General features: G+C 61.6%; 13 protein-coding genes, 1 tRNA gene and 2 pseudogenes. 9 read left to right on the top strand and 7 right to left on the bottom strand.

Annotated features, from left to right (window positions below):
• Positions 1 to 94 precede the first annotated feature (94 nt).
• A complete protein-coding gene (locus FFS12_RS10775; protein ID WP_137886829.1) occupies positions 95 to 868 on the top strand; it encodes a spermidine synthase in 774 nt (257 codons plus the stop codon).
• A 42-nt stretch (positions 869 to 910) separates the two neighbouring features.
• On the opposite strand, the gene FFS12_RS10770 is transcribed toward FFS12_RS10775, so the two are convergent.
• The gene (locus FFS12_RS10770; protein ID WP_137886828.1) at positions 911 to 1,702 is read right to left on the bottom strand and encodes a crotonase/enoyl-CoA hydratase family protein; all 792 of its coding nucleotides are present in this window, start codon (positions 1,700 to 1,702) and stop codon (positions 911 to 913) included.
• Between the two features lie 355 nt (positions 1,703 to 2,057).
• Between FFS12_RS10770 and FFS12_RS10765 the strand changes: the two genes are divergently transcribed.
• Entirely contained in the window at positions 2,058 to 3,764 is a 1,707-nt protein-coding gene (locus FFS12_RS10765; RefSeq protein WP_171011859.1) for a DEAD/DEAH box helicase, read from the top strand.
• 127 nt (positions 3,765 to 3,891) lie between these two features.
• On the opposite strand, the gene FFS12_RS10760 is transcribed toward FFS12_RS10765, so the two are convergent.
• Positions 3,892 to 4,659 carry a class III extradiol ring-cleavage dioxygenase gene (locus FFS12_RS10760; protein WP_137886826.1) on the bottom strand — a complete coding sequence of 256 codons (768 nt, stop codon included), beginning with the start codon at positions 4,657 to 4,659 and terminating at the stop codon, positions 3,892 to 3,894.
• A 98-nt stretch (positions 4,660 to 4,757) separates the two neighbouring features.
• Here FFS12_RS10760 and FFS12_RS10755 point away from each other — a divergent pair, with 98 nt between their 5' ends.
• On the top strand, positions 4,758 to 5,417 hold the full coding sequence (locus FFS12_RS10755) for a thiopurine S-methyltransferase (protein ID WP_137886825.1): 660 nt from the start codon (positions 4,758 to 4,760) through the stop codon (positions 5,415 to 5,417).
• A gap of 59 nt (positions 5,418 to 5,476) precedes the next feature.
• Here the strand turns inward: FFS12_RS10755 and htpX are convergent, their stop codons facing one another.
• From htpX to FFS12_RS10740, 3 genes are all read right to left on the bottom strand, one after another.
• Positions 5,477 to 6,349: a protease HtpX gene (gene htpX / locus FFS12_RS10750; RefSeq protein WP_137886824.1), complete on the bottom strand. Its 873-nt coding sequence runs from the start codon at positions 6,347 to 6,349 to the stop codon at positions 5,477 to 5,479.
• Positions 6,350 to 6,439: 90 nt separating this feature from the next.
• Positions 6,440 to 6,892, bottom strand: a complete 453-nt coding sequence (locus FFS12_RS10745) for a hypothetical protein (protein WP_137886823.1) — start codon at positions 6,890 to 6,892, stop codon at positions 6,440 to 6,442.
• 33 nt (positions 6,893 to 6,925) lie between these two features.
• Positions 6,926 to 8,137, bottom strand: coding sequence for a pyridoxal phosphate-dependent aminotransferase (locus FFS12_RS10740; protein ID WP_137886822.1), 1,212 nt, complete (start codon positions 8,135 to 8,137; stop codon positions 6,926 to 6,928).
• A 178-nt stretch (positions 8,138 to 8,315) separates the two neighbouring features.
• On the opposite strand from FFS12_RS10740, the gene msrB reads away from it, so the two are divergent.
• From msrB to FFS12_RS10725, 3 genes are all read left to right on the top strand, one after another.
• Positions 8,316 to 8,711 (top strand): peptide-methionine (R)-S-oxide reductase MsrB, encoded by a 396-nt coding sequence (gene msrB, locus FFS12_RS10735; RefSeq protein ID WP_137886821.1) that lies wholly within the window; start codon positions 8,316 to 8,318, stop codon positions 8,709 to 8,711.
• 115 nt (positions 8,712 to 8,826) lie between these two features.
• Positions 8,827 to 9,312, top strand: a complete 486-nt coding sequence (locus FFS12_RS10730) for a glutathione peroxidase (protein WP_137886820.1) — start codon at positions 8,827 to 8,829, stop codon at positions 9,310 to 9,312.
• A 5-nt stretch (positions 9,313 to 9,317) separates the two neighbouring features.
• Positions 9,318 to 9,788 carry a MarR family winged helix-turn-helix transcriptional regulator gene (locus FFS12_RS10725; RefSeq protein WP_137886961.1) on the top strand — a complete coding sequence of 157 codons (471 nt, stop codon included), beginning with the start codon at positions 9,318 to 9,320 and terminating at the stop codon, positions 9,786 to 9,788.
• Here FFS12_RS10725 and FFS12_RS10720 read toward each other — a convergent pair.
• Positions 9,772 to 12,135: a response regulator gene (locus tag FFS12_RS10720; RefSeq protein WP_256657365.1), complete on the bottom strand. Its 2,364-nt coding sequence runs from the start codon at positions 12,133 to 12,135 to the stop codon at positions 9,772 to 9,774. The two genes, FFS12_RS10725 and FFS12_RS10720, sit on opposite strands and share 17 nt — an antisense overlap.
• A gap of 62 nt (positions 12,136 to 12,197) precedes the next feature.
• On the opposite strand from FFS12_RS10720, the pseudogene FFS12_RS20465 reads away from it, so the two are divergent.
• A pseudogene (locus FFS12_RS20465) lies at positions 12,198 to 12,875 on the top strand (ATP-binding protein).
• Positions 12,872 to 12,970 (top strand): annotated as a pseudogene (locus tag FFS12_RS10710) (GAF domain-containing protein); the annotation flags it as partial. The pseudogenes FFS12_RS20465 and FFS12_RS10710, both read left to right, overlap by 4 nt.
• 86 nt (positions 12,971 to 13,056) lie before the next feature.
• Here the strand turns inward: FFS12_RS10710 and FFS12_RS10705 are convergent.
• On the bottom strand, positions 13,057 to 13,719 hold the full coding sequence (locus FFS12_RS10705) for a glutathione S-transferase family protein (protein WP_137886818.1): 663 nt from the start codon (positions 13,717 to 13,719) through the stop codon (positions 13,057 to 13,059).
• Positions 13,720 to 14,280: 561 nt separating this feature from the next.
• Between FFS12_RS10705 and FFS12_RS10700 the strand changes: the two genes are divergently transcribed.
• A tRNA-Glu gene (locus FFS12_RS10700) sits at positions 14,281 to 14,356 on the top strand.
• The last annotated feature ends 20 nt before the right edge of the window (positions 14,357 to 14,376 follow it).

Genomic DNA, 14,376 nt, shown 5'->3' with positions numbered 1-14,376 from the left:
AATTAGCGCGTGACCCAGGCCGGGCTCTTCAATGACAATCGGCGCCTTTCCCGGATTCATGCTGGTCGGGGGTGTCATGGTTGGAGGGTGCGTAATGCCTGGGCTGCCGCCGCGGGATGAACTGACTGAGGAACTTCTGCTTGCCGAGGTGCACGACGAGTTTGGCGTGATCCGGGTGATGGAAGTCGGCGAATACCGCTTCCTCGAGTTCGGTGATGCCATCGAGCAGAGCTGCGTATTCACCGCCGACCCGAGCTGGCTGGAGTACGACTACACCCGTGCCATGCTGATCGGTGCGTTATGCCACGAGGCACCGGAAAGCGCGCTGTTCCTCGGTCTGGGCGCCGGCACGCTGACCCAGGCCTGCCTCAAATTCTTGCCGCTGGAAGATGTCGAAGCCATCGAGCTGCGCCCGGCCGTGCCGCGCCTGGCGATGGAGTTCCTCGGTCTGGACGATGACCCGCGTCTCTATGTGCGCATTGGCGATGCGCTGGAGTTGCTTAAGAGCGCCGAGCCTGCCGATTTGATCTTCGTCGACCTGTATACCGATCACGGCCCCGGTGTTGGCCATCTGGCGTGGCGCTTTCTGGACAGTTGCCAGAAGCGCCTGAATCCGGGGGGCTGGTTGGTGATCAATCAGTGGGCCACAGATGACGGTAAGCCCCTCGGCGCCGCCTTGCTGCGTGGTCTCTTCCATCGGCATTATTGGGAGTGCCCGGTGAAGGAGGGCAATGTGATCCTGCTGGTGCCGGCCGATCTGGAACAGCAGCTCGATTTTGACGAATTGGAGCGCCGGGCCGAGGCTTTGAAGTCGCGCCTGGGTTACTCCTTGCAGCCGCTGATTGAGGTGCTGCGCCCGGCGACCTAGGCTGGGTTTCGCTACGCTCTACCCAGCCTACCTGTCGGCGAATTAACGCCCTTTGAAGTGACCGGGGCGGCGCTCTTGCATGGCGCGCACGCCTTCTTGGGCGTCTTCAGTGGCCATTAAGGTGCGTGCAGTTGGCGCCAGGCCGAGGGCCGCCGCCGCGTCACCCTCACGCACGGCCTGGCGGGCCGAGGCCAGGGTCGCCTGTACACCCAGCGGCGCCTGTGCGGCAATGCGTTCGGCGAGTTGCAGGGCGCGGGGCATCAACTCTTCACTGGCGAGCACTTCTTGCACCAAGCCGAGGCGGTAGGCCTCGTGGGCATCGAACTCGTCGCCGGTGAGCAGCCAGCGCATCGCGTTGCCCCAGCCCGCCACTTGGTGCAGGCGCAAGGTGGCGCCGCCGAAGGGGAAGATCCCGCGCTGCACTTCCATCTGCGCAAAGCGGGTATTGCTGGCGCACAGGTTGATGTCCGAGGCCAGCATCAGTTCGATGCCGATGGTGTAGCAATAGCCCTGCGCGGCGACTATCACCGGTTTGCTCACCCGCGGGCCGCCGAACACGCCCCAGGGGTCAAAGCCGCCTTGCGGGAGTGTCCAGCCGCTGGCGAAGGTTGCCGCGACATTGGTTAGATCCAGCCCCGCGGTGAAATGCTCGCCGTGAGCAAATACCAGGGCCACACGGGCGTCGCTGTCACGCTCGAACTCGCCATAGGCCAGGGTCAGGTCATTGAGTAGGTCCAGATCGAAGGCGTTGCGTTTAGCTGCACGATCCAGGCCGATCAGCATGATATGGCCGCGTTTTTCACGGCTGACACGGCCGCTGGAGCTTTGAGTCATGGCAGAAATCCTTGTGCAGGAGGGATGACCCGAGGGGTATAGCCGCCCCGGTTTGGCTTGTCCAAAGTATTCGCGGATCCGATCAGCGGCCAGCGTGTTTGCCGACCGGCTGGCGGAGCCAGGCTTTTTTTATGGGAAAAACCCGCACAGCGGTCAGGTTTTTCCGGTATAGTGCGCGCCGGCCATTTGACTGGCCGCGTTCAGGTAATGCAATCCCTCCGAAGTCAGCTTCGGCTGCATGTCCGCTCAGCGGGCGTCCTTGACGATTCATTCATCAATACGTTTTCGCAAATCCCCGCCGACAGGGCTGCCAGGGTGACTTTCGGGTCTTACACGGCATGCGCAGCTTTGGAACATGGGTCTTTGCGGATGCACTAGAGGCAGACCCATGACCCAAGTACTCGGCGGCTTCGCCGCACTCGGACTTCACCCCAATATTCTTGCTGCTGTTATCGCCACTGGCTACGAAGAGCCTTCGGCGATCCAATTGCAGTCCATCCCCGTGATTCTTGCTGGCCACGACATGATCGGCCAGGCGCAGACCGGTACCGGTAAAACCGCGGCCTTCGCCCTGCCGATCCTCAGTCGCATCGACCCGGCTAAGCGCGAGCCGCAAGCGCTGATTCTGGCGCCGACTCGCGAGCTGGCCCTGCAAGTGGCCACCGCGTTCGAAACCTACGCCAAGCAAATGCCGGGCGTTAACGTCGTTGCTGTTTACGGCGGCGCGCCGATGGGCCCGCAGCTCAAAGCTATTCGCAATGGCGCACAGATCGTGGTGGCGACCCCGGGTCGTCTGGTCGATCACCTGCGTCGTGACGAGAAAGTGTTGTCCACCGTTCAGCACCTAGTGCTCGACGAAGCGGACGAGATGCTCAAGCTGGGCTTCATGGATGACCTCGAAGTGATCTTCAAGGCCATGCCGGAAACCCGCCAGAGCGTACTGTTCTCCGCGACCTTGCCGCATTCGATCCGCGCCATCGCGGAAAAGCACCTGCGCAACCCGAAGCACGTCAAGATCGAAACCAAGACCCAGACCGTGACCGCCATCGAGCAGGCCCACCTGCTGGTGCATGCCGACCAGAAGCATTCTGCGGTGCTGCGTCTGCTGGAAGTGGAAGAATTCGATGCGCTGATCGCCTTCGTCCGTACCAAGCAAGCCACCCTGGATCTGGCCGCCGCGCTGGAAGCCAAAGGCTACAAGGCCGCGGCCTTGAACGGTGACATCGCGCAGAATCAGCGCGAGCGTGTGATCGAGTCGCTGAAAGATGGTCGTCTGGACATCGTCGTCGCTACCGACGTCGCGGCCCGTGGCCTTGACGTGCCGCGCATCACCCACGTGATGAACGTGGATATGCCCTACGATCCGGAGTCCTATGTGCACCGTATCGGTCGTACCGGGCGTGCCGGTCGTACCGGTCGCGCCTTGCTGCTGGTAACCCCGCGCGAGCGCCGCATGCTGCAGGTGATCGAGCGTGTGACTGGGCAGAAAGTCGCCGAAGTGCGCCTGCCGGATGCCGCCGCCGTGCTAACCGCACGCATCAAGAAGCTGACCAGCAGCCTGGCGCCGCTGGTGGCCGATGCCGAAGCGACCCATGGCGATCTGCTCGATCGCCTGACCGCCGATATCGGTTGCAGCCCGCGTGCGCTGGCCGCGGCTTTGCTGCGCAAGGCCACCAACGGCCAGGCGCTGACCCTGGCTGAAGTCGAGCGTGAGCAGCCGCTGGTGCCGAACAGTGCGCCGCGTGAACGTAGCGAGCGTAGCGGTGAGCGTTCCGAGCGTGGTGATGTGCGTGAGCGTCGCGCGCCGATGCCGCTGGCCGATGGCCGTGCGCGTTGCCGTACCGCGCTGGGCGCTCGTGACGGTATCGCCGCGAAGAATCTGCTCGGCGCCATCCTCAACGAAGGCGGTCTGGCTCGCGAGGCGATCGGTCGTATTCAGGTGCGTGACAGCTTCAGCCTGGTTGAGCTGCCGGAAGATGGGCTTGAGCGTCTGCTGACCAAGCTCAAGGACACTCGCGTGGCCGGTAAGCAGTTGAAGCTGCGTCGCTATCGCGAAGATTGATCTGCGCTGATCAGCTGAATAGAAAAAGCCCCGCCTACTAGTGCGGGGCTTTTTTGTGCCTGACGGATAGTTCCCACGCTCGGCGTGAGCCCCGTCATCCCCGCGAAGGCGGGGACCCAGAAAAGCCTTAGTCGAAGCGATAGATATCCATGCCCAGCGCACCCAGGGTGAAGCCCTGGTGCACCAGGCTGAAGACCTTACCTGCGCCGCGGGCGAAGTAGAGTGGCAGCAGGTGTTCGTCGCTCGGGTGGTTACGGGCGGCCGAGGGTGCCTGGCGGCGGTAGTCGTGCAGGGCGTCTTCATCATCGCTGGCGAGTTTGGCTGCCACCCAGTCGCGGAATTCCTTGGCCCAGGGTGCTATCACCTCGGGGCCAGCGCGCCAGTTCAGTTCGCCGAGGTTGTGGGTGATGCTGCCGGAGCCAATCAGTAGTACGCCTTGTTCGCGCAAGCAGGCCAGGGCGCGGCCGACGCGGGTCTGAAAGGCGGGGCCAAGGCGAGTCGGAATGGAAACCTGGGTCACGGGGATGTCCGCCTGCGGGTACATCAATGACAGCGGCACCCACGCACCGTGATCGCGCGTGCGTTCGGGGTCCAGGCGTGCCGGCAGGTCGGCGGCGGCGAGCAGACGCAGCACTTCGGTAGCCAGCTCGGGATCGCCTGGGGCGGGGTATTGGACGGCATACAGCTCGGCTGGAAAGCCATAGAAGTCATGCCAGGTGTCCGGTTTAGGATTGCTGTTGATCAACAGTTCGCTGCTTTCCCAGTGGGCGGAAACCACCAGAATGGCGCGCGGTTTGGCCAGTTCGGCAGCCAGCCGGGACAACGCCGGGCCGCTGGCTCCAGGCTCGAGGGCGAGCATGGGAGAGCCGTGGGAAATGAACAGACTAGGTAGCATGAGCGGTTCCTCGAGTGGGATGCCAGCATCTTCACGCTTGGATATATCGATATCCAGTATAAAATTTTGGGCTATTTGATCGAATTTGTGAGGGTGTAGTGGACGAAGAGTTTTGGCAGAAGCGTTGGTCGCGCAACCAGATTGGCTTTCATTTGACCGAGATTAATCCCTGCCTGCAGCAGCATTGGCCTGCACTGAGTATTCCTGAGGGTGCGCGAGTGCTGGTGCCGTTGTGCGGCAAGAGCCTCGACTTGGTGTGGTTGGCAGCGCAAGGCCTGCAGGTAGTGGGTATCGAGTTGGCGGAGAGGGCGGTTGAGGACTTCTTCAATGAGCAACAGCTGCAGCCACAGATCAGCCAGCGGGGCGCCTTCAAGGTGTATCGGGCTGGGGCCGTGCAGCTCTGGTGTGGCGACTTCTTCGCCCTGGCGGCCGAGGACGTGGCCGATTGCGTGGCGCTCTATGACCGCGCCGCGCTGATTGCCTTGCCGCTGGAGATGCGCGAGCGTTATGGGTTGCATCTGGCGAGTATCCTGCCGCATGGCTGCGAGGGTTTATTGATTACTCTCGACTATGACCAGACGCTGATGGATGGCCCGCCCTTTGCCGTGGCCGATGAAGAGGTGCAGCGGCTGCTAGCGGCGGGCTGGCAGCTGCAGTTCCTCGAGGCGCGGGATGTGTTGCCGGCGCAGAACTGGAAGTTTCTGCAGCGTGGGTTGGATCGGCTGGATGAGCGGGTTTATCGCATGGTTCGACGTTAGTTTATCTGAGGCAATAAAAAGGGCGGCTCACGCCGCCCTATCTTCATCATCGAGGGTGATTAGCCGCGCTGACGCAGCGCTTCGATGCGTGCTTCCAGCGGTGGGTGGCTCATAAACAGGCTTTTCAGGCCGTGCTTGATGCCACCGTTGATGCCGAAGGCGGTCAGGCTTTCCGGCATGTGCACCGGTACGCCCTGTTCGGAGCGCAGGCGCTGCAAGGCGCCGATCATCGCGCTGGTGCCGGCTAGGCGGGCGCCGGCTTCGTCGGCGCGGAACTCACGTTTGCGCGAGAACCACATGACGATGATGCTGGCGAGGATGCCCAGTACCAGTTCGGCGAAGATGGTCGCCACATAGAAGCCGATACCCTGGCCCTCTTCATTCTTGAGGATCACCTTGTCGACGAAGTTGCCGAAGATCCGTGCGAAGAACATCACGAAGGTGTTCACCACGCCCTGGATCAGTGCCAGGGTGACCATGTCGCCGTTGGCCACGTGGCCGATTTCATGGGCCAGTACGGCTTTCACTTCATCCGGCGAGAAGCGCTCCAGCAGACCTTGGCTGACCGCTACCAGGGCGTCGTTCTTGTTCCAGCCGGTGGCGAAGGCGTTGGATTCGTAAGCGGGGAAGATGCCGACTTCGGGCATCTTGATCCCGGCTGCGCGGGACAGTTCCTCGACGGTTTGCAGCAGCCACTGTTCGTGGCGGGTGCGTGGCTGGCTGATGATCTGGGTGCCGGTGCTCATCTTCGCCATCCACTTGGAGATGAACAGCGAGATCAGCGAGCCGGCGAAACCGAACACGGCGCAAAAAACCAGCAGGCTGCCGTAATTCTGGCCGGTAAAGCGGTCTACCCCGAGCAGCTTGAGGGTGATACTGGCAATCAACAGTACCGCCAGGTTGGTGGCCAGGAACAACAGAATGCGCATCATGGTGTGAAGCTTCTCCTCACGGCGAAAGACGTATGACTAATGCGGGCTATATAAGGGCGCGCGCCCTCGCTATTCAACCGAGGGACTATTTCAAACTGTGTCGCTTGCGCCAAGCAGGTTGCTGGCGAACAGCAGGCGGGTCAGGCGCGCGACGCGTTCACTGTGCTGGCTGGCCAGCGCTTCGCGCAGTTGGTGAGCCAGGCTGGCGTGTACGCGACGCACGCTAGGCGGCAGGGCTTCGCCTTCGCGCGGGGCCTGAGGGGTGCCACGCGACAGGCGCAGGAAGCCCTTTTCGCTGAGCACGGCCTGATCCAGGGCGTCCTGGTGGATGGTCGAGTCGTAGCGCAGATAGCCTTCATCCGCCAGCCAGAGCAGGGCGCCAAAGCAGCTTTGGTGCCGTTTGCTCGGCAGGCCGAACTCGTCGGGTTCTTCGCGGCCGATCAGGTCCTCGACATACAGGCCGACTCTGCGCGGGAAGGCTTGGTAGAGCAGCAGCAGGCCGGCGGCGGCATCTTTATAAAAGTCGTCGATCTGCAGATCCATCAGTGTTTGGCCTGGCTCATAGTGCTCAGTTGCTTATTGGCTATACGACTTGAGGAAGTTGCCGATTCGCCCGATGGCCTGATCCAGATCGTCCAGGCGCGGCAGCGTGACTACGCGGAAGTGATCCGGCCACGGCCAATTGAAGGCGGTGCCTTGGACGACCAGGAGTTTCTCCGACAGCAGCAAGTCGAGGACGAACTTCTCGTCGTTGTGGATCGGGCAGACCTTCGGGTCGATTTTCGGGAACGCATAGAGCGCGCCCATCGGCTTGACGCAACTGACGCCGGGGATGGCGTTGAGCAGTTCCCAGGTGCGGTTGCGCTGCTCGAGCAGGCGGCCTTGCGGCAACACCAGATCGTTGATGCTCTGGTAGCCGCCGAGGGCGGTCTGGATCGCGTGCTGGCTCGGCACGTTGGCGCACAGGCGCATGTTGGCGAGGATATCGATGCCTTCGATGTAGCTCTGGGCTTTCTGCTTCGGCCCGGAGATGGCGACCCAGCCGGAGCGGAAACCGGCGACGCGATAGGACTTCGACAGCCCGTTAAAGGTCAGGCACAGCACGTCCGGCGCCAAGGCGGCGGTGGAGATGTGCACGGCCTCGTCGTAGAGGATCTTGTCGTAGATCTCATCGGAGAACAGCACCAGATTGTGCTGACGCGCCAGTTCGACCATGCCTTCCAGCACTTCCTTGGAATACACGGCGCCGGTCGGGTTGTTCGGGTTGATGATCACCAGCGCCTTGGTGTTCGGCGTGATCTTGGCCTTGATGTCGTCCAGATCCGGCCACCAGTTGGCTTGCTCGTCGCACAGGTAGTGCACCGGATTGCCGCCGGCCAGGCTGACTGCGGCGGTCCACAGCGGGTAGTCCGGGGCCGGGATCAACACCTCGTCGCCGTTGTTGAGCAGGGCCTGCATGGACATCACGATCAGCTCGGACACGCCGTTGCCGAGGTAGATGTCTTCAATGCCGACGCCTTCCACCTGCTTCTGCTGGTAGTACTGCATCACCGCCTTGCGGGCGCTGAACAGGCCTTTGGAGTCGCTGTAACCTTGGGCGGTCGGCAGGTTGCGGATCACGTCCTGGAGAATTTCCTCCGGGGCTTCGAAGCCAAACGGCGCCGGGTTGCCGATGTTCAGCTTGAGGATGCGATGGCCTTCCTCTTCCAGGCGTTTGGCGTGCTTGAGCACCGGCCCGCGAATGTCATAGCAGACGTTGGCGAGCTTGTTCGATTTGCTGACCTGCATGTGTGTAATCCCGAAATGAACGAACGCCGTAGAACAGGCTGGTAAAAGTCAGCTGGGCGCGGCTTGGCAGCCTGTAACGCGGGTGACAGACTGGCGTCTAAAGTGCGGCAATCATACGTGTGGCCCGAGCCTCGGAAAAGGTACAGGTCGGGCTTTTTTCAGATCAAGAGGTGTACCCATGGACAAGCTCGAGAAACCCCTGGATGCCTGGCGTGACGAACTGTCCGACGAGCAGTTTCACGTCTGCCGGCTGGGCGGGACGGAGCGCGCGTTTACTGGTAAGTATCACGCTGACAAAACCCCGGGCGTTTACCACTGCGCCTGCTGCGACGCGGCGTTGTTCGACTCCGAGGCGAAATTCGATTCCGGCACCGGCTGGCCCAGTTACTACCAGCCCGCGTCCAACAGTGCGATCGCCAGCAAGGATGACTTCAGCCACGGCATGCACCGTATCGAAGTGACCTGCGCCAAGTGCGATGCGCACCTGGGGCATCTGTTCCCGGATGGGCCGAAGCCGACGGGGCTGCGCTATTGCATCAATTCGGCGTCGCTCAAACTCAAGCCGCGGCCATAAGTAGTCAAGAGAAGGCCTGCTGATCAGTGGGCCTTATTTTGGGTTAATTCAATTGCACGCAATTGAATTGCTCGCTATTTTGATTGTTGTCCCCACTCTATTCAGGAGCCATTCCATGAGCGACGCACTTCTCAACATTCCCTGTACCACGATCAAAGGTGAGCAGAAGACCCTGGCCGATTTCGGCGGCAAGGCTGTGCTGGTGGTCAACACCGCCAGTCAATGCGGTTTCACCCCGCAATACAGAGGTCTGGAGCACCTCTGGCAGGAATACAAGGATCAGGGGCTGGTGGTGTTGGGTTTCCCCTGCAATCAGTTCGGTAAGCAAGAGCCGGGCAACGAAGGCGCGATCTCCGAATTCTGTGAGTTGAACTTTGGCGTGAGCTTTCCGCTGTTCAAGAAGATCGATGTGAATGGCACGGGCGCTCACCCGCTGTTCGTCCAGCTGAAAAAGCGCGCGCCAGGCCTGCTCGGTAGCCAGGGCGTGAAATGGAACTTCACCAAGTTCCTGATCGGTCGGGACGGCAAATTGGTCAAGCGTTTCGCGCCGACGACCAAGCCAGAGGACCTGACTGCCGAGATCGAAGCCCTCTTGAAATGACCGAGATGAATGTGCCGCAACTCGATGCGTTAACGGCGCTGCAGCTCGACAATCAGCTGTGTTTCAAGCTGTACGCTGCCTCGCGTGCGGTGACCCGAGCCTATAAGCCGATGCTCGATCAACTCGGCCTGACCTACCCGCAGTACCTGGTGATGCTGGTGCTCTGGGAGTGGCAGGGTGCAGCGCCTGAGCAGCCGACGGTGAAGGCCTTGGGCGAGCGTCTGCTGCTGGACTCCGGTACGCTGACTCCGCTGCTCAAGCGTCTGCAGCAGTTGGGGCTGGTGCTGCGCCAGCGGGCGACACGGGATGAGCGCGAAGTGCATCTGGCGTTAACTGCCGCGGGCTTGGCCTTGCGCGAGCAGGTGTTGCCGCTGAAGACGCAGTTGCTCTGCGCAAGCGGGGTCAATCTGGATGAGTTGGATGAGTTGCGCAGCCGGATCGGCGATCTGCTCGATCGGCTTATGGCCTTGCCGTAACTGGTAACCATTGCTCCAGTAAGGCGGCCAGCTCTTCACGGCGAAAGGGTTTGGCCAGGTAGTCGTTCATGCCGGCGGCGGCGCAGCGCTCGCGTTCGTCCGGCAGGGCGTTGGCGGTCAGGGCAATGATCGGCAAGTCCGGCCAGCGCCCGCTCTGGCGAATCCTGCGGCTGGCTTCATAGCCATCCATCACCGGCATATTGCAGTCCATCAGGACCAGATCGACGCGCTCTTGCTCTAGGCTGTCGAGCGCCTGGCCACCGTGCGCGGCGATCAGCACCTGGTAGCCCATTTTACTCAGCATGCCTTTGGCCACCAATTGGTTGACCGGGTTGTCTTCCACCAGGAGCACGCGTCCCTGTCTTTGTACCTGTGGCGCTGCGTGAGCGGGGCTGGCAACTCTCTCGGCGTGCGGCTGCAGGACGCGCTGCAGGGCTTGATAGAGTGCCGTGCGCGCCAAGGGCCGAGCCAGCTGCTCCATGGGGGCCAGGGCGGCGGCTTGCTCGCTGGGCATAAAGTTGCCGTAGGCGGTGATGAGCAGGATTGGCTGCGAAAGGGCCGGGCGCAGGCCGAGCAGCGCTTCCGGGTAGTCGCTAATCAGCAGGTCGGCCTCGATTTCCGTAAGGTCGGCGGTGGCGTCCAGGCGCTGATAATCCAGGCCCCAGGCCGGCAGCAGGTTGCCCAGTAGCTCGCTCAGGCCGCTGCTGGCGGGGCTGAGTGCGAGCACGCGGCCTTGCAGCGGCGGCAGCTCCAGTGCAGGAGTGGAACCGGTTAGCGGCAGCGCGGCGCAGAACTGGCTACCAACGCCTAGCTGCGAGGTCAGGCTGAGTTGCCCGTGCATGGCTTCGCAGAGCTGCCGGGTCAAGGTCAGGCCGAGCCCGGTGCCGCCGTACTCGCGGGTGATAGCCGCGCCGGCTTGGGCAAATGGCTGGAAAATCCGCGCCTGGGCCGCTTCGGCGATGCCGATGCCGCTATCGCCGACGATGATCTGCACGCCCAGGGCAGTGGCGCTGACGCGTAGATCGACGCGGCCGAAGTGGGTGAACTTGAGGGCGTTGGACAGCAGGTTGCTGACGATCTGGCGGATACGGGTCGGGTCGCCAAGCAGCTGCGCCGGCAGCAGTGGATCGATCAGGCAGGTTAACTCGACACTGGGGCCGGCGTTCTGCGACAACAGGCTGGCGGTGTCCTCGACCAGTGCGCCGAGGTCGAAGGGAATGCACTCCAGCTCCAGCTGGCCGGCCTCGAACTTGGACAGATCGAGGATGTCGTTCAGCAGTTCCACCAGTACCTTGCCGGAGTCGTGGGCGATCGACAGTTGTTGGCGCTGCTCGGTATTCAGCGGGCTGTCGAGCGCCAGGGCGAGCATGCCAAGCAGGCCGTTGAGGGGCGTGCGGATCTCGTGGCTCATGTTGGCCAGAAAGGTGGCGCGCGCCAGGGCTATCTCATGGGCCATGCTGTGCGCGACCTCCAGTTCTTGATTCGACAAAGTCAGGCGGGTGTTACTCGCTTTCAGCTCGGTGGTGCGGGCAGAGATGATGTTCTCCAGCTCGCTGAGGTACTGGGTCAGGCGATCCTCGGCCGCACGCCGTTGTTCGATTTCCTCGGCGATGCTAGTCAGTTGCTGGTTGGTGACATCCACCAGAATGCCGATTTCATCGTGCTCATGGCCGACCGGGCAGGGCAGCATTTGGCGTGTCGGGCTGCGTAGGTCGCGCGCGCTGAGGGCGTGGATGACGCCGATGAGCGGTTTGGTCAGCATGAAGTAGAACAGCACCAGCAGGATTAGCGAGAGCAGTAAGCTGTAGGCAAAGCCGCTGAGCAAGGTGAGCAGGGCGCGCCGCAGGAAGTGGCTGCCAAAGGCGTAGGTGTCCACTTCCAGGTGCAGTAGGCCGAGGGTTTCATGGGGGGCGTGGGCAATGAACAGCGGATCTTCGAACTGCCGGCGCTCGCCGAACAGGTAGTCGCTGAAGAGCCGATAGTCGCTCTCGATGCGTGGGCGCTTGCCGCTGGCCAGGCTCACGCCACTGTCGTCGATGAGCTCGGCACGGACTACGGCGGGCGAGCGCAACAGGCCGACAACCAACTCCTGGGCCAACTCCGTATCGATGTTGTAGGCGATGCGGGTAGCGGGGTTGTGGCTGATCTCCAGTAACGCACGCATCTCGCGGTTGATGGAGGCATCTTCGCTGGCATAATCGCTGCTCACCTGAAGCAGGCTGAGCAAGGTGCCGAGGATAAACGCTACCAGTACCGTCAGGCTGGCCTGTTTGAATGACAGGCGATGGGTGAGCGATATATCCATGGGTAGCTGGGCCAGCCTCGTGTCCGTGCGCTCGCCAAGCATAGCCGATCTGACTCGCTGGCTGGCGGGGCGCAATGCCTCTGATCGATCCTGAGGAGCAAGCCATGGACTCCCGTTTGAGTGCTTTCCTAGAACGTGCGGATGCCGTGCTGGCACGTCTCGAGCCCCTATTGCCGGCGCTGCGGGTGCCGCTCGATTGGAGTCAGAGCTTGGCGGCACGCTGGCACCGGGCTGCGGTTGATCGAGATTGAGCGCGATCATCTGGCCGATCTGCCGCGCGTGGTCGAACTGCTGGCGAAGCAGCCGCAGCGCTTCGTGTTGTTCTGTGATGACCTGTCTTTCGCGGCTGGCGAGGGTGACTACCGCGTGCTGAAAAGTGTGCTGGATGGCTCGCTGGAACGCGCTCCGGACAATGTGTTGCTGTATGCCCCACGTCAAACCGCCGCCATCTGCTGCCGGAAAAGCAAAGCGACAACGAAAACTGGCAGATGGTCGATGGCGAGCTACACCCGAATGAGGCGGTGGAGGACAAGATTGCGCTGTCCGACCGCTTCGGCCTGTGGCTGCCGTTCTATCCCTTTAGCCAGGAGCATTTCCTCGACGTGGTGCGCCACTGGATCGGCGTGTTGGCGACGCAGGCCGGGCTGATTTGGGCGTGGGATAACGAGTTGGCAATACTCGCTATTCGCTGGGCGCTGGGTCGTGGTAATCGCAATGGCTGCTGCGCCTATCAGTTCGCGCGGTATTGGGTGGGGCTGAAGTTGTTGGAGGTGCAGGGCTGATCGATCTACAGCAAAGTGCAGCGGGGCTGGAGGGCTATGGTTTGTTGGCGGCGCAGCTGGAGTCATTGCTGGCCGATGAGCGCGACTTTATTTCTGCGCCTGACCGACTGCTGAACAGTCGGTATAAAATTCGCGCAACCAAGAAGCCCGGCATCACCGAGCTTCTTGGTTGCTGTGGCGGTTAAGCCTTGCCGCTCAACTTGGCCAGCATCTTCTGCTCGCCTGGAAGCACTGCCTGTACCGACTCACGCGCCTTGATCCGGGCGTATAGCGCCGTCAGTCCGGGCCAGCGCTGGGCATCCAGTTGTTCGCCACCGTGCTCCATGTTGATCAACTGGCAGGCGAAGGCCAGGTCGGCCACGCTCAGCGCCTCGCCGACAAAGTAGGCGGCACTACCCAGGGTCTTCTCCAGGTAGTCGAAGTGCGTCGGTAGCTTGTCGTTCAGTGCGGTGTGTACCGCGGCTTCATCGCAGAGCTGGCCCATGGTTGGTTTGAGGGCGCGGTTGCGAAAGATGGCAAAGGTGGTCAGCGGCGCCAGCTCGTAGTCGGCGTATTTCTCCAGCCAACGCACCTGGGCGCGTTGTTCGGCATCGTGGCCGTAGAGTGGCGGCAGGTTGGCGTGTTTGTCTTCCAGGTACTGGCAGATCACGCTGGAGTCGGCGAGGGTGAAATTGCCGTCCTTGAGCGCGGGGATGCGGCCGAGCGGGCTGAGTTCGCGGTACCAGGCGGGCTGACCGAACGGGGTGATGATTTCCAGCTGATAGTCGAGGCCTTTCTCGGCCAGAAACAGCCGCAGCTTACGTACGAAGGGGGAGAGTGGTGCGCCGTAGACGGTCAGGCTCATGTGGAGTGTCCTCTTCTGCTCAGGTTGGTGTTAAGAGCCTGTTCACGATCTCGCGAGCTAAGGTCAGGGCCGCACCCGTTCCCTACGGATAACGGCATTCCCCTCATCCATGTGGGTCACAAGGCGCAGCGCAGTTTACACGTAGTAAATGAGCATTTTGAGCCCGATTTCAACGCGGCATGGCCGACGCGCAGCAGATCATGAACAGGTTCTAAGGGCAAAGCGCCGGCCTTAGTCGTGCACATTCTTCTTCTAATCGTCATCGCCTGCCAGTGACTTGAGACCGTCAGTCAGTTGGCTGGGTTCGTCGACCTCTGGCTTAATATTTTCCAGCGTCATCGAATTGGCCGCGCCAATTGGCTTTCCAGCTGTTTGAGCGATCGCTTAGATACGCATCTGTTTCTGCCCTGAAGTCGTTGATTTAAAGTAATTTTCACTCAAGTGTTGACGGCCTTGGAAAGGCTCCCTAGAATTCGCGCCACTTTGCAGCGCTAGGCCAACAGGTAGAGCATGCAAAGCACGGAAAATGTGCGTCATGGCTTGTCATGAGTTCCGGGCAACGTCCCCTTCGTCTAGTGGCCTAGGACACCGCCCTTTCACGGCGGTAACAGGGGTTCGAGTCCCCTAGGGGACGCCATTTTCAGTTGTAGATGTAGC

Source organism: Pseudomonas sp. 2FE, assembly GCF_005503735.1.
Classification (GTDB): Bacteria; Pseudomonadota; Gammaproteobacteria; order Pseudomonadales; family Pseudomonadaceae; genus Aquipseudomonas.
The sequence above is the reverse complement of the archived record's forward strand: the minus strand, read 5'-3'. Positions and strand labels throughout refer to the sequence as shown.